The sequence below is a fragment of the Shinella granuli genome, from assembly GCF_004341885.1.
In the GTDB taxonomy this organism is placed as follows: Bacteria; Pseudomonadota; Alphaproteobacteria; order Rhizobiales; family Rhizobiaceae; genus Shinella; species Shinella granuli.
Genome location: NZ_SLVX01000032.1, coordinates 1 through 23580, shown reverse-complemented (window position 1 = coordinate 23580; position 23580 = coordinate 1). Strand labels below are relative to the sequence as shown.

The following is a 23580-nucleotide window of genomic DNA, read 5'->3' as shown; positions in this document are numbered from 1 at the left end:
CTTGATCCGCCCCGCAAGTCGCGGTTCAGCATGAACTCACAACACAAATCTTCGCCGCGAATTGCGACAAGTTTAGGCGACGCCATCCCCTCAGCTCCCCAAAGGTGCGGCGTTGAAAGGCTTGAACGGGAAGCTGGTATCGCTTCATGCCGTTTGTGAACGGATTTTCTGTAGCAGCGCGCTCGAAACCGCGATGCCGTCGCGGGCGCTGACCTCTCGCATCCGGTAGCGCCGGTCACCCGGCAAGCGCGCACCTTGATCGGAAAATCCAGCGAACAACCTTTCGGCTCCTTCGCCGACACCGGCACCGCCGATGATGTCGGGTGAAAAAGCCAGCAGCAGTTCGCCATGACAGGGAGCAGCATCGGCACCGTGATCGAAGTCCTGCGACTGTCGGCTCATGCGATCTCCGATCAGGGGACCGGCCATCAATTCGATCATGGTCGCGATCGCCGACCCCTTGTGACCGCCGAACGGAAGCATCGCCCCTGCGAGAACTTCGGCCGGATCGGTCGTGCACTCACCCTGGCCGTTCAATCCCCAACCGTCGGGGATTTCCCTGCCGGCGTTGCGATGCATGGCGATATCGGCACGGGAGGCGGCGGACGTCGCGAAGTCGAAGACATAGGGCGGCTTGCCTTTTCGTGGCCAGGCGAAAGCGAGCGGATTGGTGCCAAGCAGGCCTTTTGTCCCACCAGCGGGCGCGACCCAGGCATGGGTGGGGTTCATCGAGAGACCAACAAGACCGGCCGCGGCAATACGTTCGACCAGCGGCCACAAGGCCGTCGAATGGAAGCCATTGTTGACGGCCAGCAGGCCGATGCCGATCGTGCCGGCTTTCCCGATCAAGGCATCAATGCCTCTTTCAGCGGCCAGGCAGGAAAAGCCGAACTGGGCATCGACCCGAACAACAGCAGGAGAAACGCTTTCCGGGGCAGGATCAGCATGCCTGTTGAACCGCGGATGCTTCATCGTATTCAGCGTTCCCGGCAAACGTTGCAGGCCATGGGAAAAGCTGCCGTCGCGTTGTGCATCCACGAGCATTCGCGCCAGAGAATGACCTTGCGGCGCGTTGAGACCATGCGAAAGCAAGAAGTCCAGCGCCAGCGCCAGCAGATCGTTTTCCGGTAACCTGACGTCTGTTGGCATCTGTATCAATTCCTGCATTCGAAGCGCCCCCCATCCAGATCGTAGTCCGAACGGGGCCTCATCGCTGTACTCGCTGGAGCGAACAATCTCTTACACCGCTCGAAGGGTTGCCCGCATGGACCCTATGAGCCTCGGCAGATGCCCAGGAGGGCACGCCGTGCTGAAATACCAGCCTTGTAGATGGTCGCACTTCATCTCGGTAAGTAATTCCACTTGTTCCATGGTTTCGACGCCCTCCGCCGTAACTGTTTTACCGAGGCTATGGGCGATATCGATCACGCCACGAATGATCGCCTGATCCTCTTGGCATGTCACCATATTGGCGACAAAGCTGCGGTCGATTTTCAGTTTGTCGATTGGCAGTTGACGCAGATGGGTCAGCGAGGCGTAGCCCGTTCCAAAGTCATCAAAAGCAATCTCCACACCTGCATCGTGCAGACGATGCAACCCCTGTTTTACGCGCTTCTGGTGGGAGCCAAGGAACATGCTCTCCGTCACTTCCACACAGAACTTCTCCAGAGGGATTCCTGTTTCCGCGGATAGCTCGAAAAACTGGTCCACAAAAGCATCCGATCGGAAGTCGGAGTTCGTGAGGTTGATCGCAACGCGCTCCAAAGGGAGTTGCTCCGCCGTCATATCAGCGATGTCCTTGAAGGATCGTTCGAGAACGAACATGCCAATCGCTGCCCGAACGACAGGATCGGAAAACCCTTCCTGAAAATTGCTTGGCGTCAACAACCCGTGCTGAGGGTGCCGCCATCGCATGAGCGCTTCCAGAGATATCAGTCCGCTACCAACAGCGGGTACGATCGGTTGATAGTAAAGCTCGAATGCATCAAGCCGTAGACCATCCTCGATCTCCAGCAGCAGCTGCGAGCGATATTCGGCAACTTCCTTGAGCTTGGGATGGAAGAGTTCGAAGCGATCGCGCCCAAGGGACTTTGCATGATAAAGGGCAAGGTCTGCCGCCTGGAACAGATTTTCCGCATCATTCCCATTCTCGGGAAAAACAGCAACACCGAGGCTCAACGAAAAGCGCCGTGCGGCCGCACCTATCTGGATTGGCCGCCTGGCCACCTCAAGAGTTTCCTCAAAGAAGGCGCGAGCGGCAGAAGGTGTTCCCTCGAGCAGTATGATGCCGAATTCGTCACCGCCTAACCGGGCTATGAAGCCTCGCCCCTGACAGAGTTCGCCGAGGCGGGATGCAACGGTTTGCAGGAGGTGGTCGCCCATCGAGTGCCCGAATGAATCGTTCACTTCCTTGAATGTATCGACGTCGAGAAGGGCAAGATGGAATGCACGGCCAGAACCTACAAAATCATCAACTGTCGCTTCCAGGTTCTCCTGAAAGCTTCGTCGGTTCGGCAGGTTGGTCAATGGGTCGAGACTGGCAATGCGCTTCTGATGCTCCCGGCTCGCCCGTAGATCGGCTTCAAGCTGTTTGCGCGCTGTAATATCGAACCGGATCGAGGTGTAGCTATCGGCCTTTCCGGCCTCGGACAGATGCGGCACGATTGTCGTGTCGACCCAGTATAGGGAACCATCTTTGCGTCGGTTGCAGATTTCTCCGTGCCAGACGCGTCCGTGTGCGATCTCTCGGTACATCGCGCGAAAGAATGCTGTGTCGTGGTGGCTGGATTTGAGCTTGCGATGGTTTTCGCCAATCAGCTCAGCCTCGCTATAGCCGCTGATTTCACAGAACTTGCTGTTCACGTAGGTGATGGTGCCACGGACATCGGTGATAGCTACGATTGCTGCGGCATCGAGCGCGTAGCGGATGAAATCCTGCTCGGCGCTGAGCCATGGAGCGCCCTGCAACTTGATGGCCACATCCATCAGGGATTGCGCCATCTTATCTGTCGCGTCACTTTCTTCGGAATGAGCGACCTTATTATTGGTATGCATCATAAACTTCATCACCGACATCATATTTGAGCCAGGCCTTCGAGCGAATGCGCGCGTAGCGTGCTTTGGAGCTATTTCCGAACATAAATCCCCCCTGTGTTTCGATGGCAATCATCAGCCATCAAGTGTAAATTTAGGTAAATCTAACAGGGTGGGTGCTCAAAATTCCTCCCAGGATTCCGCAGCCGACATTGCCGAACCGCGAGATGCGCGCATCGTGCGGGCGACAACATGAAGTCGTGAAGTAGGCACGGCGGTTGCCATCTGCTGAATTGACGGCGCGCTTCCCGTGAGACGGAAGCGGCGGATGAGTTCGTGCAGGGAATCTGCCTCACGCGCCATGGCATGGCTCGCGGCGGTACTTTCTTCCACCATCGCCGCATTTTGCTGTGTCGTCTGGTCCATAGCATTGACCGCCTGGTTTATCTCCCGTAGCCCGACGGATTGTTCGCGAGATGCCTCGACGATCGCAGTAACGTTGGTGTGGACGTCCTGCACTTGCACCAGGATTTCCTGCAGGGCCCGCCCGGTCTCGCCGACCAGCGCCACCCCGTTTCGGACCTGTTCCCCGGATGTGATGATCAACCCCTTGATGTCCTTGGCTGCGCTGGCAGAGCGTTGCGCGAGTTCTCGAACCTCCTGGGCAACAACTGCAAAGCCTTTCCCGGCCTCGCCTGCCCTTGCTGCCTCGACGCCTGCGTTCAACGCGAGGAGGTTTGTCTGGAAAGCGATCTCATCAATGACGCCGATGATGCTGGAAATTTCGCGCGAGGATTGTTCGATCTGCTCCATGGCGGAAATGGCCTTCTTGACGACTTCCCCTGACTTCTCAGCTCCAACCCGCGTTTTGCTGACGAGAACGCCAGCTTCATCGGCTCGCCGGCTTGAATCTGCGACTGTTGTTGTAATTTCTTCAAGTGCTGCGGCTGTCTCCTCGACGGAGGCTGCCTGCTGTTCTGTGCGCTTTGCCAGATCGTCGGCCGCGGATCGAATCTCCTGTGCACCAGATGCGATTGCATCGGCGTTGGCTTCGACGGTCCGCATCGTCTCGTGCAGTCCCGCAATAGCATCATTGAAATCCTTGCGCACGCCTTCCATCGAGGGGACGAAAGTTTGCGCAAGACGCTGCGTGAGATCACCTTCCGCCAGTGCCTTCAAGACATTGCCAAGCATATTGATGGCGGACATGCGTTCCGTCACGTCCGTTGCGATCTTGACGACTTTGAAGACGCGCCCATTCAAGTCACGAACCGGATTGTAGGCTGCCTGAATCCAAATTTCGCGACCACCCTTGCCGTAACGTACGAACTCGTTTGCCACAAACTGGCCGTCAGCCAGGCTTTGCCAGAAGTCTGTGTAGGCCTGTGTCTGCACATAGGTCGGATCACAGAACATGCGATGATGTTTGCCGACGATTTCGGCGAGCGCATAACCAAGCGCGGCACAGAAGTTTTCGTTCGCTCCGAGGATTTCGCCCGTTGGCGTAAACTCAATGAGGGCCTGGGAACGTGACAGTGCATCCAGCTTACTGGCATCCTCGACCGATTGATGCCGCGCGTCAGTGATGTCGGTTGCAAATTTGACGACCTTGTAAGGCTTCCCACCCCGCAAGACGGGGTTATAGGTCGCGCGGAGCCAGATATCGCTTCCGTCCTTGCGTAGCCGCCTATAGCTGTTCGAATCGTATTCGCCGCGAGCCAGCCGCGCCCAGAACTGCCGATATTCTTCGCTGGCCGCATATGGCGCGTCACAAAAAATCCGGTGATGCTTCCCGAGGATTTCCGACTGGGTGTATCCAAGGGAGCGGCAGAAATTCTCGTTTGCCGAGAGAACGTTCCCAGAAAGGTCAAATTCTATCACCGCCTGCGAGCGCGATAGAGCCGCATATACATTTGTGGAATCCAGAATCTTGTTGAGGGAGAGCATATTCGACTCCTGTCGCGCGGCGTGTCTCTGGTCGATGCGTGCGGCTATAGCTGTGTGAGGTGGCCGTATGATTGGCTTCTTGCCAACGTGGAAGCGTGCCGAATCTCAATTGTTGTTTGCGCAGTTCCCCTGCGGCTAATCTATTGCGCAAACACTAATCGGAGCAAACCAAAAGGTGCGGTTCTCGGCATCCTGGCGGATTGGGAGGAAAGATGATTTCGTCATCGTGGTTGCCCCGTGAAGAAGGCACAGAATACCGTTACTCTGCCAAACGCGGCAGAGGCTAGGTTGTCCTGCATATTTACAGATCAGTTGCGCCGAACCTAACGTCATGTCAGCGATGAGGTGCGCTCATTCGGTCACCTTATCTATGACGCGGAAAGGGTTGCCGATTACTTAATTCGCGGCTGATATTTCGCATATTTTGCGCATATTGCGCAAAATATGCTCCTCTATCTCATGCCGAACTTAGTCCCCGAAAGGCTCAGACGCAGTGGCGGGCGCCCTCTGACTCTGGAAGGGGAGCCTGGGGCACGCGCGGCAATATTCGACCGGGCGACACCCAAAGCCTCGCAAACTATGGACGATAGAACCTGAAAGGGCCTGTCGCAAATTTTCTTGGTTAACGGCCTGTTGACCACCAGCGGAGAAATTGCCGCTCCCAATGTAGCGGAGCGTAGCCATGATTCTGAATGCCATTGCCGACAAGCTGAAGCGCCAATCAAAGGACAACTTCAAAGGTCGGCATTTCGAGGCATGGCTCATCATGCAGGCGGTGGCCTGGTATCTGCGCTATCCGCTCAGCTATCGAGACCTTGAGGAGATGTTTCGGGAACGTGGTTTCGAGGTCGATCACAGCACTGTCAACCGCTGGGTTTTGGCTTATGCGCCGATGATCGAGAAGCGGCTTCGCCAGTTCCGACGCCCGCATTGTGGTTCGATCCGGATCGACGAAACGTACGTGAAGATCCGCGGCAAGTGGCGCTATCTGTACCGGGCGATCGATAAGCATGGAAACCCGATGGATTTCCTGCTGGCGGCCAGGCGCGACCTGGATGCTGCAAAGAGGTTCTTCCGCAAAATGCTCAAAGACGAGCCCCTGTTATCGCCTAAGAAGATCGGCACGGATGGAGCGAATACCTTCCCATCCGCGATTAAAGCATCGGTAGATGATGGTCTGCTTCAGCCCAACCCTGTGCACTACGTCACAAAGCATCTCCAACAACGCATCGAGAGTGACCATTTTCGGGTTAAGAAGAACATGCCCAAGATCGGCGGCTTCCAATCCTTCAAAACGGCGCGTCGGACAATCGCAGGCTTCGAAGCCATGCTCTGGCTGAAGAAGGGCTTCGGCTTTTCCGGCGTGTGGACCGTAAATGATCAGAACGATCTGCTCGCGCACCTCTTCGGACTACAAAAGGTTAACAAAGCATGAAAACGAGGACGCTCAGTGGATAATTGCGCGCTCCGAAAATGTTTGCGACAAGCCCCGCCGAAACGATCAACGGTCTTTACAAGGCCGAGGTCATCCATCGGCGAGGACCATGGCGCAACTTCGAAGCCGTGGAGTTCGCCACGCTCGAATGGGTCGATTGGTTCAACAACCGCCGCCTTCTGGAGCCCATCGGCAACATACCGCCAGCCGAGGCCGAAGAACGATACTACGCCATGCTGGACGCACCAGCCATGGCCGCATAACTTAAGCCAAACGGTCTCCGGTAAAGCCGGGGCGGTTCAGTATCTCGCCCCTGGCCTCAATCGAAGCCTCTGTCACGGCAAAGCTGGAAAGCAATGCCGCACTGATGACAGAACTGGGGTTTGGCGGCACGCCCGCCATTGTCTACAGACAAGAGGACGGCACCATCGATAGCATTGCAGGGCTACCCCAGGAGGCTGGTCTCGAAACCATCTTGGGGCCCAAATGACGGTCCGTCAGACCATCGCAAACCCATGCCTGGTCGATGGGCGGCGCACGGACCCAAAAGGATCCTTGCCGACATGAACATTGTGGTAGCTTTCTGCGCCTGGGGTAAGTCCAGCGGTGTTGTTGCGCCCCTCAGATAGTGGATTGAGAATGACATACTCAAAGCAGCAGAAGTTCTGGAACCGTATCGCGGGGCGCTACGCAGCCCGGCCGCTCAAGGATGTTGCGGCCTATGACGCCATGTTGAGTGACATTGCTTCACGTCTCAAGCTGTCGGATCGCGTTCTGGAGTTGGGGTGTGGGACTGGCGGAACGGCCATTCGACTTGCTGCTCAAGTGTCGCACTGGGCGGCGACGGACTTCTCGTCTGAAATGATCGCGATCGCACGCGCAAAACCTGCCGGCAAGAACGTGGTCTTCCAGGTAGCTGACGCGACCAACGCCTTTGACGGCGGGCCTTTTGACGTCATATGCGCCTTCAACGTTCTTCATCTGGTGGACGATCAGCCTTCCACATTGGACAAGGTTTTTGCCAATCTCAAGCCCGGCGGCCTGCTGATTTCCAAGACATGGTGCTTTGCCGATCTAAAACTGAAATTCCGGATCCTGTTTGCAGTGCTTCGAACCGTGGGCATGTTTCCTGCGGTGACACCGCTCACGGTCTCGCAGCTTCGGCAGGCTATAATCGACACTGGCTTCCAGATCGTCGAAGAGCGGGTATTCGGCATATCCTGGCAGAACCCCTATATCGTGGCGCAGAAACCAAACATGGGACACTAGGTCGGCTTTCCGATCGGCCATGTTGTGCAAAACTGAGCTCCAAAGCAAGTTGGCCTTCAACCCCAGAAGGTAGAACAGATGCGTTTCAAAAGTCTTGCCACAGTGGCGATTTTTGCGCTGTGGGGTGTTTCGCAAACGCTCGCGAGTGAGGTGATGATGGAGGATTTCAAACTTCAACCAGAAACGCGCTGGCGGTTCTTTACAGATACCGTCATGGGAGGTGCTTCGTCGGGCCAGATGCGCTTCGTTGCGGAAAACGGGCGCACGCATGCGCAAATGACTGGGCGCGTCAGTCTCGAAAACAATGGCGGCTTCATCCAGATGCAAATGGACCCTCGTCGACACTCCGCCTGAAGGAACGGTCGGCATCCGCTTGATTATACGCGGCAATGATCAACGCTATTTCGTTCATCTACGCACCAGAGGCACGATCCTGCCTTGGCAATACTACCAGGCCGGGTTTGAGGTAAACGGTAGTTGGACCGAAGTCCGGCTTCCTTTCACCGACTTTGCCCCCTCCGGTCCACTATTGCGCGACGTTCCGCGTGCAGAGGGCCTCACATCGGTGGGGATCGTTGCCTATGGTCGCAACCATGACGCTGATATCAGCGTACAAGAGCTGGGTTTCTACTGAGCAGCGCTGCCTTCAGGGCGATCAGCCGCAGGATGAACGCGGTCAATCAAATCTGCCGAACAAATGGTCTGCCCCTATCGGGCTCCCATTTTCCAGGGCGATCTCCGCCCCAGAGGCAAAGTATGTTCAAATCGCCCGTCGGCGCTCGCGCTCTGCAAGGTTAAGGAGTGCCCAGGACGCCTAGGCACTTTTCTTGATAGCTATCCAAGCTGGTTCTCGTCGTGCCATCCTCAGACGGGAGGTCTTGAACCGTAAAGACTATCAGGTGTTTGGAAGTTTACATGTCCGGATGCCCAACAGAGTGTAGGCGGGGCAAAAGCGAAAAGCTGCCGTCAGCACGAGCACGGCACCGATGAGCGATACGGCATATTGCCACGATCCCCAGCCTGCGAAGACGTTTGTCAGAAGAGGTAGCGCAATCAGTATCGCGCCTAGGATAAAGCGAAGTGTGCGGTCGATCGAGCCTACATTTTTCATGATGTCCTCCAAGGAGTTGAATGGTTCCCGGGCACCTTTGCTGCGCCTGGGACTGTATCTGCTAAGCGTCTTCGCTGCGTGGTTCGAAGTAGCCGACAGGAATTTTGAGATAGGATCTGCCATTCGCCTCAGGGGCCGGCAGCCGTCCCCCGCGGATGTTGACCTGTAGGGCAGCGAGCATCAGTTTGGGCAGTGGCAGCGTTGCATCGCGCGCGTCGCGAACGCTGACGAAGTCATCCTCCAACGGTAGCCCGGCGAAATGCTTGTTCGAAGCGAGATGCTCGGCAACGCTTGCCTCGCAGGATGGCATACGGCCGCCCGGAGCATAATCGTGACCAACGAAGACCCGCGTCTCCGGTGGAAGATCGAGAATTCGCCGGACACTGCGATAGAGCTGACGGGAATTTCCACCGGGGAAATCCGCCCTGCTCGAACCGCTGTCGGGCATCATCAGGGTGTCGTGGACGAAGGCGGCATCGCCCGCGACATAGGTGATCGATGCCATCGTATGGCCCGGCGAAAAGAAAACGGTCACGGGCAAGTTCCCGACATGAAATACCTCCCCATCGGCAAACAAGCGATCCCAATGGGAGCCATCCGGCTGAAACTCGTCACCGAGATTGTATATGTCTTTCCACAAAGCTTGGACCTTCGTAACCTGCTCACCGATAGCTGTCGGCGCACCAAGCATTTGCTTCAGATAGGGTGCGGCGGAAAAGTGATCGGCGTGAGGATGCGTGTCCAGTATCCAGACAATCTCGATCCCGGCGTCCCTGACATAGGCGAGCATGTCATCGGCGCGCGATGTGCTGGTTGCACCTGAAAGGATGTCGTAACCCAAAACAGGATCGATGATCGCACCTTTCATCGTTTCGGCATCATGGAACACATATTGCCAGCTTCCGGTCGGCTTGTCCCAGAACGATTTTACAATTGGTTTTGACATTGGAACTCCTGACTCCGCGGCACTCTGCCAGACTTTAAAGTTTACTCGGCACGCTCGAGCCGCGCCCACCGCGCCATTTCGCCCTGAAAGCTGGTTGCGTTCGACCGCTTGGGGGACTCTATGACCTTTGGTGGGACGTGGGAATTTGCAGCGGGACCGGGTGAAGCTCCGCAAAACATCTGCATCAGCATGTCCATAACGACGCTCACCCGACCATCGGCTATAGAGTAATAGATCTGCCGGGATTCCCGCCGGGTCTGCACAACACCCGCCTGCCGGAGCTCAGCCAGTTGTTGGGAAAGAGCCGGTTGCTTGAAATCGAGATCCTCCTGAATTTCGCCAACGGACCGTTCCTTTTGGGCAATATGGCACAGGAGCATCAGGCGGCCGGGCGTACTGAACAGGCGCATGAATTCAGCCGCATCACCCGCCTTTTCCTGCATTGTTTCTGGCGTGACGGGAACGGTGCTCATGCGCGCCGCTCCCGGTAGTACCAGGACTGGCCGTCGGCGGTTTGCCCGGCCTCTTCCAGAGAGGAAGCCGCCGGCTCAACCAGCGGATCACCCGCGCGCCAGCCCTCAGGCGTCAGCGCGCACTCGCGCTCCGACGTCTGCAATGCCTCGACGAGACGCAACAACTCCTCGACGGACCGACCAACATTCATCGGGTACCAGACGACGGCACGCACAATGCCCTCGGGATCGATGACGTAGGTCGCCCTTACGGTCCCGCTGTTCTCCGAGGCACTGTCGAGCATGCCGTAGGCTTTGGCAATCACCATCGCCGAATCCTCGATGAGCGGAAACGTCACCTTGACGCCGAAACTCTGTTCGATGTCCCGCAACCAGGCGACGTGAGAGTATAGACTGTCGACCGACAGGCCGAGAAGATCGCAATTCAGCTGTGCGAACCGTGACTGCGCCCGAGCAAGAGCGATGAATTCGCTCGTGCAAACCGACGTGAAGTCGGCCGGATGCGAAAAGAACAATAGCCAGCGCCCCTTGTAGCCCGAGAGCGCTACCTCTCCTGCCGTTGAACGGGCCACGAACCCAGGCGCGCGTTCATTGATACGGATCGCCGCCACCGGATCATGCTTCGAATTTGTCGTGTCCATCGTCACTCCGTTTTCGTCTTCCAAACAAGCTTTGGCTATATCGGGCGGCAGCGGGTCTTGTCACCACAAATACACAGTTGCATTGTTATTGTAAATATGTATTTTAACGGTATCGACAGGAGAGCAACATGCCCGACACAACAAGCGATACCGAACTTCTCCACGCTGGCGACATTGTCACGCAAGCCTTGGCCAACCCAATGAAATGCCCGCTGGTCAGGTCATTCTTTGACCCCGCGACCTTCACAATCAGCCACGTCGTGCGCGATCCGAGCTCCCATGCCTGTGCCATCATTGACAGCGTTCTCGACTACGATCCGGCCTCCGGACGAACGATGAACACATCCGCCCAGGATCTCATCAATTACATTAAATCCGAAAGTCTTGAAGTCCAGTGGCTGCTTGAGACGCACGCGCATGCGGACCACCTGTCCGCGGCACCGCTGCTTCAGGCCGAACTTGGCGGCCAGCTCGCGATTGGCCGCGAAATCATCCGGGTACAGGAAGTCTTCGGTAAGATCTTCAATGCCGGCACCGAATTCCAACGGGATGGAAGCCAGTTCGATCATCTTTTTCTGGATGGCGATCGGTTCAAGATCGGAAATCTTGATGCCACAGTCCTGCATGTACCTGGCCACACACCGGCCTGCCTGGCCTATGTCGTAGGCGACGCTGTCTTTCCGGGCGACACGCTCTTCATGCCGGACTACGGCACGGCGCGATGCGACTTTCCAGGCGGCGATGCCCGCACCCTGTATCGCTCGATCAAGAGACTGACCCAGCTGCCCGATCCGGCACGGATGTTTCTGTGCCACGATTACAAGGCGCCGGGCCGCGACGATTACGCCTGGGAAACCACGGTCGGGGCGGAGCGCACCAGCAATGTGCACGTGCATGACGGCGTCACGGAAGACGAATTCGTGACGATGCGAAACGCACGGGATGCGACACTCGGTATGCCAAGGCTGATCCTGCCGTCCGTCCAGGTCAACATGCGTGCCGGTCAACTGCCACCGGCCGACGACAACGGCATCCAGTATCTGAAGATACCGGTCAACGCCCTGTAGAGCGCGAAGGAAAAACGCAATGTCTGATCTCAGCTTTGTCTGGCCGCTGTCCGGCGGCCTGCTCATCGGCCTTTCCGCCGCGCTCTACCTGTTGCTGAACGGCCGTATCGCCGGTATCTCCGGGCTTGCCGCCTCGGCGATCGGATGGACCGGTGGTGGTATCAATCCGCTGGGGCTCGGCTTCCTCGCGGGCATTCTAGGCGGCGCCGCCGTTGCCTTTGCCTACATGGAGCAGGCCGCGTTCACCATCACCGCTTCGCCTGTCCTTCTGGTCCTTGGCGGACTTCTTGTCGGTTTCGGGACACGGCTCGGCTCCGGCTGCACCAGCGGCCACGGCGTTTGCGGGCTGGCACGTCTGTCGCCGCGTTCGCTTGCCGCGACAGCAACATTCATGATCGTGGCAGCCGTCACGGTTTACATCACCCGGCATGTGATGGGAGCGGCATGATGACCCAGCGCATTCTTGTCTCCATCGCCTGCGGGCTTCTGTTTGGTATCGGGCTTGTCGTGTCCGACATGGTCAACCCCGCCCGTGTCCTGGCCTTTCTTGATGTCACCGGCGCCTGGGACCCATCGCTCGCCTTCGTCATGGGCGGAGCATTGATCCCGTCATCGATCGCCTATGCGATCAGCCGTCAGCGCAGCAAGCCGGTCTTTGAAGCGCAGTTCCACGTGCCGAAAAACCGCATGATCGACCGTCCGCTTGTGGCAGGCGCCGTGCTGTTTGGCTTGGGATGGGGCCTAGTCGGACTTTGCCCGGGCCCTGCGATTGCATCTCTCGTTACTGGCCGCTGGGAGGCGGTACTGTTCGTCGCAGCCATGCTCGCTGGCATGTTTGCCTATCGCATCGTCTCGTCCCGGCAGAGCGCCGCGGCGCAGGCGCACTGAAGGAGGAACGCCCAATGGAAATCCGCAAACTCACCGACGAGATAAGTGTCTCGCCGCAGATCCGGCTCGAAGACACCAACGAACTCGCACGTCTAGGCTTCAAATCGATCATTTCAGATCGACCGGACAAGGAGGAGAATGACCAGCCCGACGCAGATGCTGTGTGCATTGCTGCCGAGGGGTCGGGCCTGGAATTCCGTCACATCCCCGTGGTTGCTTCGGATATAGGTGAGCGCGACATCGCGCTGTTTGCCGAGGCGATGAAGGATCTGCCAAAGCCTGTTCTGGCTTTCTGCCGCTCCGGAACGCGCGCAGCCATGCTCTGGGCCCTCTCGCAGGCCGCGACGGAAGGCTCTGACACCGTTCTGGCCGCGACAAAGTCAGCGGGTTATGATCTCGAGCAAATTCGCCCGCGTCTCAAACCGCAAGTAGCCTTGCCCGATCAGAAGATATCCTCGGCATGCGACGTCCTCGTTGTCGGAGCAGGTGCCGCCGGCATTGCAACGGCAGCCAGCCTGCTCAAGCGCCGCAAATGCCTCAGCATCATTCTGGTCGACCCCTCAGATCGCCATACTTATCAGCCAGGTTGGACAATGGTCGGTGGCGGCATCTTCAAACCGGAAGACACCGTACGAGCGATGGCCGATCTCATTCCGCAAGGAGTAAAATGGGAGAAGAGTGCGGTCGCCGAATTCGATCCAGAACATGACAACATCATCCTCGCTGACGGCCGACGCATCAACTATCGGATGCTGGTGGCAGCTCCCGGCATCAAGCTGAACTGGTCCGCCATCGAAGGACTGGAAGAGACACTCGGCCGCAACGGCGTCACGTCCAACTACCGTTTTGACACAGCCCCCTACACCTGGTCACTCGTCCAGAATCTGAAAGGCGGAAAGGCACTGTTCACCCAGCCGCCAATGCCGATCAAATGCGCCGGCGCGCCGCAGAAGGCGATGTATCTGTCCGGCGACCACTGGTTCCGTAAGGGGCGCATCAACGACATCTCGATCGAATTCCACAATGCCGGGCCTGTGCTCTTCGGGGTGAATGAATACGTGCCCGCGCTGATGGAATATGTGCGGAAATACCGCGTCGACCTGAACTTCGGCTCGAAGCTTGTTTCTGTCGACGGATCCCAAAAGGAAGCCCGCTTTACCCGAACCGAAGCAGACGGAACCGTCGTCGAAGAGACGCGCGGCTTTGACATGATCCATGTGTGCCCGCCCCAGATCGCCCCCGACTTCGTCCGCTCCAGCCCGCTCGCCAATCAGGCTGGCTGGATCGAGGTCGATGAAACGAGCCTCCAGCACAAGCGTTACGCCAATGTGTTCTCCCTGGGAGATGCGGCCGGCACATCGAACGCAAAGACTGCCGCCGCCGCACGCAAGCAAGCGCCGGTTGTCGCGGAAAATGTGCTCGCTGTCCTTGACGGTCGTGCCCTTCCTGCCGTCTATGACGGCTATGGCTCCTGCCCTTTGACGGTCGAACGCGGCAAGATCGTTCTCGCCGAGTTCGGGTATGGCGGAAAGCTCATGCCGACCTTCCCTACATGGGTGATAGACGGCACAAAACCGTCGAGCCTTGCCTGGTACCTGAAGTCCGAAGCCCTGCCGCCAATCTATTGGCACGGCATGCTCAAGGGCCGGGAATGGCTGGTTTCTCCCGATCTCAAAGAGAACGCCGCCTGAGGGCGGCAGGAAACAGCTATGATCCTGGAACCGATACAATACGGTCTCGGCGCTTTCTCCGGCAGCCTTGTGGGCTTCACGCTCGGCATGTTCGGAGGCGGTGGGTCGATTCTCGCCGTCCCCCTGATGGTCTATGTCGTCGGGGTACCGAGCGCACATATAGCAATTGGTACAAGCGCGTTCGCGGTTGCCGCCAATGCCTTTGCCAACTTGATTGGTCATGCAAGGCTCGGCAATGTCAAATGGCGCTGCGCCGGGATCTACAGCGTCGCGGGCATTTTCGGTGCTCTGATCGGCTCAAGTTTCGGCAAGATGATAGACGGGCAAAAACTGCTCGTTCTGTTCGCCGTGCTGATGCTTGTGGTTGGTGTGCTGATGTTTCGCAAGCGCGGCGCTGTCGGAAACCCGGGCGCTCAGTGTTCACGCGAAAACATTCACAAGGTCGCGGGCTTTGGTGGCCTGACGGGCATTTTTTCCGGCTTTTTTGGAATCGGCGGCGGCTTCCTGATCGTGCCGGGATTGATCGCCTCTACCGGCATGCCGATCCTCTATGCCATCGGCTCATCGCTTGTGGCCGTGACGGCCTTCGGACTGACGACGGCGCTCAACTATGCGCTGTCTGGCTATGTCGACTGGTTGCTTGCCGCAATCTTTATCGGTGGCGGCGTGCTCGGTGGGCTGGTCGGCGCCTATTCCGCCAAACGGCTGTCTGCCCGCAAGGGGATGCTCAACACCCTCTTTGCGGCCCTTATTTTTGTGGTTGCTGCTTACATGCTGTACCGCAGCGCAGGCCAATTTTTACCTGCGTGAACCCGGATACGCTGCATTTCCTTTCAGGCGCAGCTGGTCTGGTTCGCATCCAGCGGCGCGTCTTTCTAAACGGCCCAGTCGGGCGCAATCCTTACAGGAGACAATCTCATGAGTATTCATATTGGCGACGTTGCACCGAATTTTACGGCTGACACCACGACCGGAACGATCGATTTTCACGAATGGATTGGTGGTGACTGGGTATTCTTCTTCAGCCATCCCGGCGACTTCACTCCTGTCTGCACGACTGAGATAGGTCGCACCGCGCAGCTCGCCGAGGAATTTGCCATGCGCCACGTCAAGCCACTTGGCCTGTCGACGGACGGTGTCGAAGAGCATCTGACCTGGATCGAAGATGTCAATGACACCCAGAACACGACGGTCAAATTCCCGATCGTCGCTGATCCCGACCGAACCGTTGCACGGCTGTACGAGATGATTCATGCCAATCAAAGCGAAACGGCCGCCGTCCGGTCGGTGTTCATAATCGACCCCAACAAAAAAATTCGCCTGACGATGACCTATCCAATGAGCGTCGGGCGCAACTTCGACGAGATACTGAGGGTGATTGACGCGTTGCAAGCAGGCGATTCAGGCAGGATCGCCACCCCCGCTGACTGGTTGCCCGGCGGGACTGTCATCATCCCGACATCGATCGGTGACGACGAAGCCAAGAACCTTTTTCCACAGGGATGGACGGAAGTCCGACCTTATCTGCGAACCACGAAACTCTGAGCGACTGACGCCACGCCCCCTACCCCAAATTCAGCGGGTAGGGGGGTGTCCCAATTCTGAACCGAGGCACCCTTCATGTTCGGCGACATCTCTGCAATCGACCTGGCCAGATTCCAGTTCGCCTTCACTATTTCGGCTCATATCATTTTTCCGGCCTTTTCCATCGGCCTTGCGAGTTTTCTCGCTGTGCTGAATGGCCTCTGGTTATGGCGCAGGGACGAGACCTATCTCCGGCTCTTCGACTATTGGAAAACAATCTTCGCAGTCGTCTTCGGCATGGGCGTGGTCTCAGGCATCGTGATGTCCTACCAGTTTGGCACGAACTGGTCGGTGTTTTCCGACAAGACGGGCCCAGTTATCGGACCCTTGATGGGCTACGAAGTACTGTCGGCCTTTTTCCTGGAAGCCGGCTTTCTCGGTATCATGTTGTTCGGGCGAGAACGGGTTGGCGAAAAGCTGCATATGGCAGCCACGGCCATCGTTGCCATCGGCACCCTATTCTCCGCCTTCTGGATCCTCAGCGTCAACAGCTGGATGCAAACCCCGCAGGGTTTCTCGATCAATGACGTCGGTCAGTTCGTGCCCGAGGACTGGTGGGCGATTATCTTCAATCCATCCTTTCCTTACCGTTTGGCGCATATGGTTTTGGCGGCCTATCTGACGACTGCATTTGTCGTTGGTGCGGTCGGTGCTTGGCACCTGCTACGCAGTCGCGAAAGCCGGGGTGCGGCGATTATGTTCTCGATGGCTATGTGGATGGCGTTGATCGTCACGCCGATCCAGATCATCGCCGGTGACATGCATGGCGTTAACACGCTGGAATACCAGCCGGCCAAAATCGCTGCGATGGAAGGCCACTACGAGAGTTTCCCCGAGGGCCGGGCGCCGTTGATCCTGTTTGGCCTCCCCGACGATGCAGCAGGCGTGACGCGCTACAAGGTGGAGATACCGCTGCTCGGATCTCTCATCCTAACGCATAGCCTCGATACGCCGATCAAGGGCCTGGACGCCTTTCCTGCAGGCGAACGCCCCAAATCCGCGATGGTCTTCTGGACCTTTCGCATCATGGTCGCCATCGGCTTTGCCATGTTGGGGATCGGCCTGTGGTCGGCGTGGGGACGGTGGAAAGGGCAGTTGTTTGACATGCCGTGGCTGCACCGTGCTGCCGTACTGATGGGACCGTCTGGGTTTCTGGCCGTCCTTTGCGGCTGGATAACCACCGAGGTTGGGCGACAGCCTTTTACAGTCTACGGACTGTTGCGCACGGGAGAGAGCGCAGCGCCGCTGCAGGCCGAAGCTGTCGGCATCTCGCTCATGGCCTTTATCATTGTCTACTTCCTGGTGTTCGGTTCAGGGACATTCTACGTCCTTCGCCTGATGAGCAAACGGCCGCGAGACCGCATCGATATCGACGACATCGGCCCGACGCGTACAGCCGGCATCACACCCATTGTCGCCAATCCGACCGCCCCTCATCTGACGAAGGGAGAATAAACCATGGTCATCGACCTTTCGTTCATCTGGGCCGGGCTGATCGCCTTTGCCGTACTCGCCTATGTGCTTTTGGACGGCTTCGATTTGGGCATCGGCATTCTCTTTCCGTTTCTCAAGGATCGGGACGAGCGCCATCTGGCAATGAACACAATCGCGCCAGTCTGGGACGGCAACGAAACATGGCTGGTGCTGGGCGGCGGAGGGCTGTTTGCAGTCTTTCCTCTTGCCTATGCGATTGTCATGCCAGCGCTCTATCCGCTGATTATCGCGATGCTGCTTGGCCTGATCTTTCGCGGCGTAGCTTTCGAATTCGTACACCGGACAAAACGGATGCAGGGCTTCTGGGAGCTGGGTTTCTGGGCGGGTTCGCTGATTGCGACAATAGCGCAGGGCATGGCGCTTGGTGCGCTGGTGCAGGGAATCGCGGTCACCGGACGAGCCTATAGCGGCGGCAACTGGGATTGGCTGACACCCTTCTCCGGACTGACGGCGCTGGCGGTTGTTGTGGGATACGCCATGCTGGGTGCCACATGGCTAATCCTCAAAACCGAAGGCGAAACCCTTGTGCGTGCCCGGCGGTTCGCTGTACCTCTTGGCATTGCACTGGTCGCATTGATTGGGCTTGTCAGCCTTGCAACGCCATTCTTGCGGCCCGAGTATCTCGCGCGCTGGTTCGGCTGGCCCTCCGGCTTGTGGAGCGCGGTCGTGCCCATACTGCTGGCTCTGGCGAGCTGGCAACTTTGGACAGGACTACGAAACCACAACCATCTGCGCCCGTTTCTGGCGACGGTGGCGATCTTCGTTCTGTCCTTTGCCGGTCTGGGCGTCAGCTTCTACCCCAATCTTGTCCCACCTGGGCTGACGATCGCGGAGGCTGCAGCACCTGACAGTTCCCTGCTGTTTCTTCTGGTCGGCGCAGCCGTCCTGATTCCAATGATTCTGGCCTACACCGGCTACTCCTACTGGGTGTTCCGCGGCAAGGTCCGACATGGCGACGGTTATCATTAATGCGTCGCTGGCTTTGGTTTGCGGGGCTTTACCTCGCCGGAATTGCGTCGATAGGGACGATCGCGTTCCTCATCCGATCCGCCCTGCTGTAAATTACGGAGGCAGGTTTAAAAACAGCGCACAAGTAAATGCATTTACGCAGGCTTTCGTCGTTCGCGACAGATCAGAGGATAAATGACCGAAGGACCCGACACTGATCTGCCACTGGAGTTCGGCGTGAAGAAATCGGCAGCCTCGGCGCCTTGGAGGCTTCGCTTCCGTGCCCGCTACTTGTTGGTGCTTCTGGTGCCAGCCCTGATGTTTTCCGGTGCGGTGATCGGGATGTATTTCCAACCGCCTCCGTTGCAGAAGTTCTACGCATTGACTGGCTTGCAGCCAGGCGCTGGATCAGCTTCGCCCATTGCGCTTCCGCCGGAGATCATACTTCCAAAAGACATGGCGGAAACCATGCGCGCCTCGGATGTCGTTGGGCTGGCGCGACTGATGCCGCGGGGAGACATATCCTATGTTGCACCTCCCTATGGAGCCGGCGATGCGCGCGTAGCTGAAGTTCTCGTGACCGAAGGGGACGTCGTGACGCGAGGCGCCATGGTGGCTCGCCTGGACAACCAGGCGCAATTGGAAAGCGCTATACTTCTAGCCGAGGCCAATCTCGCTGTGCGGCAGGCGTCGCTGGTGCAAACCCGCGCCGTTGTCGCAAACAGTCGCAACGAGGCGCTCGCCAGCCTGGCGCAGGCGCGTGCGGTTGCGTCAGAGGCGACAGCGAGCCTGTCACGAACCAACGATCTATCCGCCCACGGCGTCACCACTCAGTCCGCCCTGGACACGGCAATTGCTGCTGAACGTCAGGCCACTGCTGCTGTCGAAAAGGCCGAGGCGACGCTTGCCCGCTATGCATCCGCCAAGGTGGAGGACCAGCCCGATGTCATCGTGGCCAGCCGCAATCTGGAGGCGGCGGAGGCCGAGTTGGCGCGGGCTCGAAATGATCTCGTTCGCTCTGCCGTTGTCGCGCCGATCAGCGGCACAGTGCTCAACATCCATGCAAGGCCGGGACAGCGGCCACCCACTGAAGGTCTCATGGAAATGGGTGACACAAGCCGGATGATGGCAGAGGCCGAGATTTACCAGGACCGCATCTCGCTCGTAGAGATTGGGCAACCGGTCGAACTGGTGGCGACAGCCCTGAACCGCACCCTGCAGGGCCGGGTTGCCACGATTGGACTGACAGTCGGACGGCAAGGCCTGTTGTCGGACGACACAGCGGCCAACACCGATGCAAGGGTGATCCGGGTCATGGTGGAGCTTGATGAGGCCTCATCCACCATAGCCGCGCGCTTCACCAATCTCGAAGTCATCGCCCGCATCGACACCGACAACCAGGCATCGGCGCAACCATGAGCCTGCTGCTTCAGGCCCTGTTCGGTCGGCTTCCCATCGGCTGGTTGCAACTGACACACAACCGAACCCGATTTGCAGCCGCCCTCGCCGGCGTGGCCTTCGCCAACGTGCTGGTCTTTGTGCAGCTCGGCATCATGAACTCCATGGCGACCGCCACCTTGAAGCCCTATGGCTTCTTTCAGGCTGACATTATGATTTCCGCCTCGGACGCCAATTCGATGACGGAAGGCAGCAACGTCGCGCGGCAATGGATGTACCAGGCCATGGCCGATCCCGATGTCGTTGCCGGCACAGGGCTGTTCGTTGCCACTGTCACATGGCAGCGGACCGACAAGGCGTTGGGCCTGACCACCTATGGCATTGATCCAACGCAGCCTATTTTCCTGTCCCCCGAGATGGCAACACGGGCAGCCACGTTGCAACTGCCCAATTCCGGAATTCTCGACCGCTTCACGCGCGGTCTGCCGCGTGACGAAACAGCAGCGATCCGGCCGCAAAGCCCGCTTTCGTTTGAGGCCAACAACATAACCCTGACACTCTATGACACGTTTGCTGGCGGTGGCGGCTTTGGCGGCGACGGATTCATGATGGTCTCGGACCAGACATTCCTCCAACAGTTTCCGGCCCGCAGTTCCGGCGCTCCGGACCATATCCTGCTGCAAGTGGCAGCCGGCGCCGATCCCGATGTGGTGGCCGCCCGGCTTCGCGATCTGGTTTCAGACAAATCCCTGCGAATACGAAGTTACGCGCAGGCCGCAGCTGAGGATCTCAGCTACCAGCAGACCAAACGCCCGACCGGGATCATCTTCGGTTTCGGCGTCGTCATCGGCGTTCTGGTGGGCATCGTCATCGTCTATCAGGTGTTATCGACCGATGTGGCTGACCATCTGAGTGAATACGCCACCTTCAAAGCCATCGGTTACGGTCAGGGGTTTTTCCTGAGCGTTGTTTTCGAGCAGGCGCTGGTCCTGGGGATGCTGGGCTTTGTCCCAGGCCTCGCGGTGGCCAGTCTGCTGCTTTGGGCAATGGCCAGTGCCACGACCCTGCCGCTCGCAATGACCGCCGGCATGGCCGTGACGGTCTTCATTGGCACGGTTGTCGCCTGCTCGCTATCAGGGGCAATCGCGACGCGTCGGCTGGTCGCCGCCGACCCCGCCGACCTGTTCTAGGGAGCGTAATATGACAGAGGATGTTCCCGTCAAAGTGAACGGCCTGAACCATTGGTTCGGCAAGGGAGAGGCTCGAAAGCAGGCGCTTTTCGACGTGAACCTCAAGGTCGCGGGCGGCTCGCTGACTGTGCTGGTCGGCCCTTCTGGGTCTGGCAAGACCACCTTGCTGACCCTCGCAGGCTGCCTGCGCGATGTCCAGCATGGCTCGATCAGGCTGCTCGGACAGGAGTTGAACGGTGCGCACTCGGACCTCCAAAGAGCGCTGCGGCGCCGACTAGGGTTTATATTTCAGGCGCACAACCTGCATGGAAGCCTGACGGCCCTGCAAAACGTTTTGATGGGCCTGCAGGTGCATGGACGGTCAGACCCCGTACTGCAGGCAAAGGCCGCCCGGCACATTCTGACATTGCTGGGCCTTGGCGACCGGATGGACTACCTTCCTGACAACCTCTCCGGCGGCCAGAAACAGCGCGTCGCGGTCGCCCGCGCGCTGGTTGGCAACCCCGACATTGTCTTTGCCGACGAACCCACGGCAGCCCTTGATCGCGAAAGCGGCGCGACTGTGGTCCAGATGCTCAAGCGGCTGGGCCAAGTGCGCGGGACGACCACGGTCATGGTCACGCATGACAACCGAATTCTCGAACTGGCTGACCGCATCGTGACGCTCGAGGATGGCCGCATCGTCAACGACACAGCACCGTAGCGGAGCCTTATCTGCCAAGCCTTCGTGCTTCACCGTGCCGGCTCGAAACGCAGGTTAAGGTCGAGCGCCTTGAACGGAATCGAACCAGCTGCGCGACGTCGCAAAGCTTAAGTCATTGCGTTCTCACAACTTTTCTATAAATACACAACATGTTATCTCCCTACACATTTCACTCTAGTTCCCGTTGCGGCCCATCGCGAATCCCGTCAAGACGGCATCTGACCGCGTGTCATTGTGGACAAACAGGAGTCTTTTGAAACAATGTGGCGCGAACCACGAAAGCCCTGTGTTCTCATCCCCGTTGCGTGATTGCATCGTGACCACCACTACACGCTTTCCTATTCATGAATTTCCGCCGGCGTTTGCGTCAGGCACGGCCGGCGTACACAATTTTGTAAGGCACCAACAAGGAGGATGGAATGGCCATCACGTTCGATGGAGCCAAGCGCCGAAGCTGTCGCAAACATGATCATTTCCGAGATCAATGTGTTGGAAACGCTGCAGAACGCGGCTCCGCTATCAGACGCTGGGGAATACCCATTCGAGGGAGTTGTCGGGCACTGCCGGCACGGATGGCTCTACAGCGCCAAGCAGCTTCAGTCTGCCGTCGAGACCGCAGAGGCTGGCGGCAGCCTGAAGCAGGAACTCGACAGAGTTCTCAAAATCGACCGCTGAACAGCCGACACTTCACCAATCCCCACGGCCGCTGATTGCGTTTGGTGTCGCCCTCAACCTCCAAAATCACCAAACTTCCTTGGAGCTTCTCGATAGTCTTTTTCGATCAGGTATTCCGCCCAGGCCTGATCGAAGCGGTATTCGGCATCCCTTTGTGTAGAGAGCACGATCACGTTTATCAAATCAGTAGGATTAACATTGACTGCCATTGCTCGAACGGCGTCGCCCGGCGAATCGAAACGATGTGCTTCGGAGGCTTCCGCCATCAAACGTAAAACATAATGCGCGAGCGGGAGACTGTTAGTTAGTGCAGAGACGGTACGTGGGTGATCAGCCATCGGAATGTGAGCCGATGACACAACTAAGGGCGGCAAGGGATTTTCGATCCGTCGGTCTTTTGCGTTCTGGAAAAACATGTAGGCCGATGGCAGCGAATAATCTCGCAGCGTATGGAACTGGTAAACGTCACCATTTTTCTGAGATATATCGGACAGCTCTTCAAAGAAGCGCTTCGCTTGCAATATGAGGGGGACAGTGCGGACGTATCCATCCTCATGCTCCCATTCGATGAAGACCGCAGTGTCTCCGCCCGTTTTTTGCTCGCGTCCTTTGATCTGCAGATCAATCTTAGAGAAGAAAGCACCTTCGCATTTTGGCGCCATGATCTGGGCAATGTCGTCCGACCAAGAAATGGACATCCCACCTATCTGACCGAAAAGACCTCCGTTCAATACGCTCTCTTCTTGGTACGCAGGTAGCTCGCGTTGTGCATATGCCGATGAACCCGCCTGCAGGGCATTGAACAGCGCCCATATCCTGACATCGTGGAACGCTGGAGGAAAGGCGAGCGTCTTTGTAATGGCGCCCAATCCAGATTCAACAACATGGGAACCATTACGGATATACGGAGAATTAGAAATAACGCTGAGGTACTGCGCCTTTAAATGACGTCTCAGCTCTAATAAGTTCATCAACGAAGCATGACTCTCGGTGGTGGCGTCGCCTTAACCTAACGTAGGACGCAATCATTTCTTTGTCCTGAATTTCAGGCTTGGATCGGCAACGCGATCTCACGCCAGGTGGCGCT

24 protein-coding genes and 1 pseudogene are annotated in these 23580 nt (G+C 57.8%); 17 read left to right on the top strand and 8 right to left on the bottom strand.

What is annotated here, in order from left to right:
* Nucleotides 1-144: 144 nt before the first annotated feature.
* The 3 genes from EV665_RS28620 to EV665_RS28610 all read right to left on the bottom strand — a co-directional run bounded on the left by EV665_RS28620 (nucleotide 145) and on the right by EV665_RS28610 (nucleotide 4980).
* Entirely contained in the window at nucleotides 145-1149 is a 1005-nt protein-coding gene (locus EV665_RS28620) for an Ldh family oxidoreductase (protein ID WP_133036743.1), read from the bottom strand.
* Between the two features lie 90 nt (nucleotides 1150-1239).
* Nucleotides 1240-3066, bottom strand: coding sequence for a putative bifunctional diguanylate cyclase/phosphodiesterase (locus EV665_RS28615; protein ID WP_162853197.1), 1827 nt, complete (start codon nucleotides 3064-3066; stop codon nucleotides 1240-1242).
* A gap of 147 nt (nucleotides 3067-3213) precedes the next feature.
* Entirely contained in the window at nucleotides 3214-4980 is a 1767-nt protein-coding gene (locus EV665_RS28610; protein WP_133036741.1) for a methyl-accepting chemotaxis protein, read from the bottom strand.
* Nucleotides 4981-5662: 682 nt separating this feature from the next.
* On the opposite strand from EV665_RS28610, the gene EV665_RS28600 reads away from it, so the two are divergent.
* From EV665_RS28600 to EV665_RS33350, 5 genes and pseudogenes are all read left to right on the top strand, one after another.
* The gene (locus tag EV665_RS28600; protein ID WP_133036739.1) at nucleotides 5663-6415 is read left to right on the top strand and encodes an IS6 family transposase; all 753 of its coding nucleotides are present in this window, start codon (nucleotides 5663-5665) and stop codon (nucleotides 6413-6415) included.
* Between the two features lie 56 nt (nucleotides 6416-6471).
* Nucleotides 6472-6678 (top strand): annotated as a pseudogene (locus tag EV665_RS28595) (IS3 family transposase); the annotation flags it as partial.
* Between the two features lie 376 nt (nucleotides 6679-7054).
* Nucleotides 7055-7684, top strand: coding sequence for a class I SAM-dependent methyltransferase (locus tag EV665_RS28590; RefSeq protein WP_133036738.1), 630 nt, complete (start codon nucleotides 7055-7057; stop codon nucleotides 7682-7684).
* 78 nt (nucleotides 7685-7762) lie between these two features.
* Nucleotides 7763-8038 carry a CIA30 family protein gene (locus EV665_RS33135; protein WP_210234696.1) on the top strand — a complete coding sequence of 92 codons (276 nt, stop codon included), beginning with the start codon at nucleotides 7763-7765 and terminating at the stop codon, nucleotides 8036-8038.
* Nucleotides 7989-8318, top strand: a complete 330-nt coding sequence (locus EV665_RS33350) for a CIA30 family protein (protein WP_210234695.1) — start codon at nucleotides 7989-7991, stop codon at nucleotides 8316-8318. Before EV665_RS33135 ends, EV665_RS33350 begins: the two co-directional genes overlap by 50 nt.
* A gap of 261 nt (nucleotides 8319-8579) precedes the next feature.
* Here the strand turns inward: EV665_RS33350 and EV665_RS28580 are convergent, their stop codons facing one another.
* From EV665_RS28580 to EV665_RS28565, 4 genes are all read right to left on the bottom strand, one after another.
* A complete protein-coding gene (locus tag EV665_RS28580) occupies nucleotides 8580-8795 on the bottom strand; it encodes a YgaP family membrane protein (protein ID WP_342636240.1) in 216 nt (71 codons plus the stop codon).
* 61 nt (nucleotides 8796-8856) lie between these two features.
* A complete protein-coding gene (locus EV665_RS28575; RefSeq protein ID WP_133036737.1) occupies nucleotides 8857-9741 on the bottom strand; it encodes an MBL fold metallo-hydrolase in 885 nt (294 codons plus the stop codon).
* A 41-nt stretch (nucleotides 9742-9782) separates the two neighbouring features.
* The gene (locus EV665_RS28570) at nucleotides 9783-10214 is read right to left on the bottom strand and encodes an ArsR/SmtB family transcription factor (RefSeq protein WP_133036736.1); all 432 of its coding nucleotides are present in this window, start codon (nucleotides 10212-10214) and stop codon (nucleotides 9783-9785) included.
* Nucleotides 10211-10855 carry a peroxiredoxin gene (locus EV665_RS28565; protein ID WP_133036735.1) on the bottom strand — a complete coding sequence of 215 codons (645 nt, stop codon included), beginning with the start codon at nucleotides 10853-10855 and terminating at the stop codon, nucleotides 10211-10213. Before EV665_RS28565 ends, EV665_RS28570 begins: the two co-directional genes overlap by 4 nt.
* 128 nt (nucleotides 10856-10983) lie before the next feature.
* Between EV665_RS28565 and EV665_RS28560 the strand changes: the two genes are divergently transcribed.
* The 12 genes from EV665_RS28560 (at nucleotide 10984) to EV665_RS28500 (ending at nucleotide 22493) form a co-directional block, all read left to right on the top strand.
* Nucleotides 10984-11922 carry an MBL fold metallo-hydrolase gene (locus tag EV665_RS28560; RefSeq protein WP_133036734.1) on the top strand — a complete coding sequence of 313 codons (939 nt, stop codon included), beginning with the start codon at nucleotides 10984-10986 and terminating at the stop codon, nucleotides 11920-11922.
* Between the two features lie 19 nt (nucleotides 11923-11941).
* Nucleotides 11942-12370: a YeeE/YedE family protein gene (locus EV665_RS28555; protein ID WP_133036733.1), complete on the top strand. Its 429-nt coding sequence runs from the start codon at nucleotides 11942-11944 to the stop codon at nucleotides 12368-12370.
* Nucleotides 12370-12810 (top strand): YeeE/YedE family protein, encoded by a 441-nt coding sequence (locus EV665_RS28550; protein WP_133036756.1) that lies wholly within the window; start codon nucleotides 12370-12372, stop codon nucleotides 12808-12810. The genes EV665_RS28555 and EV665_RS28550 overlap by 1 nt, the downstream gene beginning before the upstream one ends.
* Nucleotides 12811-12824: 14 nt before the next feature.
* A complete protein-coding gene (locus tag EV665_RS28545) occupies nucleotides 12825-14501 on the top strand; it encodes a bifunctional protein tyrosine phosphatase family protein/NAD(P)/FAD-dependent oxidoreductase (protein ID WP_133036732.1) in 1677 nt (558 codons plus the stop codon).
* Between the two features lie 18 nt (nucleotides 14502-14519).
* Nucleotides 14520-15311: a sulfite exporter TauE/SafE family protein gene (locus EV665_RS28540; protein WP_133036731.1), complete on the top strand. Its 792-nt coding sequence runs from the start codon at nucleotides 14520-14522 to the stop codon at nucleotides 15309-15311.
* Between the two features lie 108 nt (nucleotides 15312-15419).
* Nucleotides 15420-16046 carry a peroxiredoxin gene (locus EV665_RS28535; protein WP_133036730.1) on the top strand — a complete coding sequence of 209 codons (627 nt, stop codon included), beginning with the start codon at nucleotides 15420-15422 and terminating at the stop codon, nucleotides 16044-16046.
* Nucleotides 16047-16121: 75 nt separating this feature from the next.
* A complete protein-coding gene (locus EV665_RS28530) occupies nucleotides 16122-17540 on the top strand; it encodes a cytochrome ubiquinol oxidase subunit I (RefSeq protein WP_133036729.1) in 1419 nt (472 codons plus the stop codon).
* 3 nt (nucleotides 17541-17543) lie between these two features.
* The gene (cydB, locus tag EV665_RS28525; protein WP_133036728.1) at nucleotides 17544-18548 is read left to right on the top strand and encodes a cytochrome d ubiquinol oxidase subunit II; all 1005 of its coding nucleotides are present in this window, start codon (nucleotides 17544-17546) and stop codon (nucleotides 18546-18548) included.
* A gap of 174 nt (nucleotides 18549-18722) precedes the next feature.
* Nucleotides 18723-19946, top strand: coding sequence for an HlyD family efflux transporter periplasmic adaptor subunit (locus EV665_RS28515; protein WP_133036726.1), 1224 nt, complete (start codon nucleotides 18723-18725; stop codon nucleotides 19944-19946).
* Entirely contained in the window at nucleotides 19943-21115 is a 1173-nt protein-coding gene (locus tag EV665_RS28510; protein ID WP_133036725.1) for an FtsX-like permease family protein, read from the top strand. The genes EV665_RS28515 and EV665_RS28510 overlap by 4 nt, the downstream gene beginning before the upstream one ends.
* A 10-nt stretch (nucleotides 21116-21125) precedes the next feature.
* Nucleotides 21126-21818, top strand: a complete 693-nt coding sequence (locus tag EV665_RS28505; RefSeq protein ID WP_133036724.1) for an ATP-binding cassette domain-containing protein — start codon at nucleotides 21126-21128, stop codon at nucleotides 21816-21818.
* A 465-nt stretch (nucleotides 21819-22283) separates the two neighbouring features.
* Nucleotides 22284-22493, top strand: a complete 210-nt coding sequence (locus EV665_RS28500; RefSeq protein ID WP_133036723.1) for a hypothetical protein — start codon at nucleotides 22284-22286, stop codon at nucleotides 22491-22493.
* A 53-nt stretch (nucleotides 22494-22546) separates the two neighbouring features.
* Here the strand turns inward: EV665_RS28500 and EV665_RS28495 are convergent, their stop codons facing one another.
* Nucleotides 22547-23464: a hypothetical protein gene (locus EV665_RS28495; RefSeq protein ID WP_133036722.1), complete on the bottom strand. Its 918-nt coding sequence runs from the start codon at nucleotides 23462-23464 to the stop codon at nucleotides 22547-22549.
* Nucleotides 23465-23580: the final 116 nt, after the last annotated feature.

Excerpts from the sequence above, each read along its gene's own strand:
- EV665_RS28620 (WP_133036743.1), bottom strand. The coding sequence starts at position 1,149 with ATGCCAACAGACGTCAGGTTACCGGAAAACGATCTGCTGGCGCTGGCG.
- EV665_RS28615 (WP_162853197.1), bottom strand. The coding sequence starts at position 3,066 with ATGAAGTTTATGATGCATACCAATAATAAGGTCGCTCATTCCGAAGAA.
- EV665_RS28610 (WP_133036741.1), bottom strand. The coding sequence starts at position 4,980 with ATGCTCTCCCTCAACAAGATTCTGGATTCCACAAATGTATATGCGGCT.
- EV665_RS28600 (WP_133036739.1), top strand. The coding sequence starts at position 5,663 with ATGATTCTGAATGCCATTGCCGACAAGCTGAAGCGCCAATCAAAGGAC.
- EV665_RS28590 (WP_133036738.1), top strand. The coding sequence starts at position 7,055 with ATGACATACTCAAAGCAGCAGAAGTTCTGGAACCGTATCGCGGGGCGC.
- EV665_RS33135 (WP_210234696.1), top strand. The coding sequence starts at position 7,763 with ATGCGTTTCAAAAGTCTTGCCACAGTGGCGATTTTTGCGCTGTGGGGT.
- EV665_RS33350 (WP_210234695.1), top strand. The coding sequence starts at position 7,989 with ATGGCGGCTTCATCCAGATGCAAATGGACCCTCGTCGACACTCCGCCT.
- EV665_RS28580 (WP_342636240.1), bottom strand. The coding sequence starts at position 8,795 with ATGAAAAATGTAGGCTCGATCGACCGCACACTTCGCTTTATCCTAGGC.
- EV665_RS28575 (WP_133036737.1), bottom strand. The coding sequence starts at position 9,741 with ATGTCAAAACCAATTGTAAAATCGTTCTGGGACAAGCCGACCGGAAGC.
- EV665_RS28570 (WP_133036736.1), bottom strand. The coding sequence starts at position 10,214 with ATGAGCACCGTTCCCGTCACGCCAGAAACAATGCAGGAAAAGGCGGGT.
- EV665_RS28565 (WP_133036735.1), bottom strand. The coding sequence starts at position 10,855 with ATGGACACGACAAATTCGAAGCATGATCCGGTGGCGGCGATCCGTATC.
- EV665_RS28560 (WP_133036734.1), top strand. The coding sequence starts at position 10,984 with ATGCCCGACACAACAAGCGATACCGAACTTCTCCACGCTGGCGACATT.
- EV665_RS28555 (WP_133036733.1), top strand. The coding sequence starts at position 11,942 with ATGTCTGATCTCAGCTTTGTCTGGCCGCTGTCCGGCGGCCTGCTCATC.
- EV665_RS28550 (WP_133036756.1), top strand. The coding sequence starts at position 12,370 with ATGACCCAGCGCATTCTTGTCTCCATCGCCTGCGGGCTTCTGTTTGGT.
- EV665_RS28545 (WP_133036732.1), top strand. The coding sequence starts at position 12,825 with ATGGAAATCCGCAAACTCACCGACGAGATAAGTGTCTCGCCGCAGATC.
- EV665_RS28540 (WP_133036731.1), top strand. The coding sequence starts at position 14,520 with ATGATCCTGGAACCGATACAATACGGTCTCGGCGCTTTCTCCGGCAGC.
- EV665_RS28535 (WP_133036730.1), top strand. The coding sequence starts at position 15,420 with ATGAGTATTCATATTGGCGACGTTGCACCGAATTTTACGGCTGACACC.
- EV665_RS28530 (WP_133036729.1), top strand. The coding sequence starts at position 16,122 with ATGTTCGGCGACATCTCTGCAATCGACCTGGCCAGATTCCAGTTCGCC.
- cydB (WP_133036728.1), top strand. The coding sequence starts at position 17,544 with ATGGTCATCGACCTTTCGTTCATCTGGGCCGGGCTGATCGCCTTTGCC.
- EV665_RS28515 (WP_133036726.1), top strand. The coding sequence starts at position 18,723 with ATGACCGAAGGACCCGACACTGATCTGCCACTGGAGTTCGGCGTGAAG.
- EV665_RS28510 (WP_133036725.1), top strand. The coding sequence starts at position 19,943 with ATGAGCCTGCTGCTTCAGGCCCTGTTCGGTCGGCTTCCCATCGGCTGG.
- EV665_RS28505 (WP_133036724.1), top strand. The coding sequence starts at position 21,126 with ATGACAGAGGATGTTCCCGTCAAAGTGAACGGCCTGAACCATTGGTTC.
- EV665_RS28500 (WP_133036723.1), top strand. The coding sequence starts at position 22,284 with ATGATCATTTCCGAGATCAATGTGTTGGAAACGCTGCAGAACGCGGCT.
- EV665_RS28495 (WP_133036722.1), bottom strand. The coding sequence starts at position 23,464 with ATGAACTTATTAGAGCTGAGACGTCATTTAAAGGCGCAGTACCTCAGC.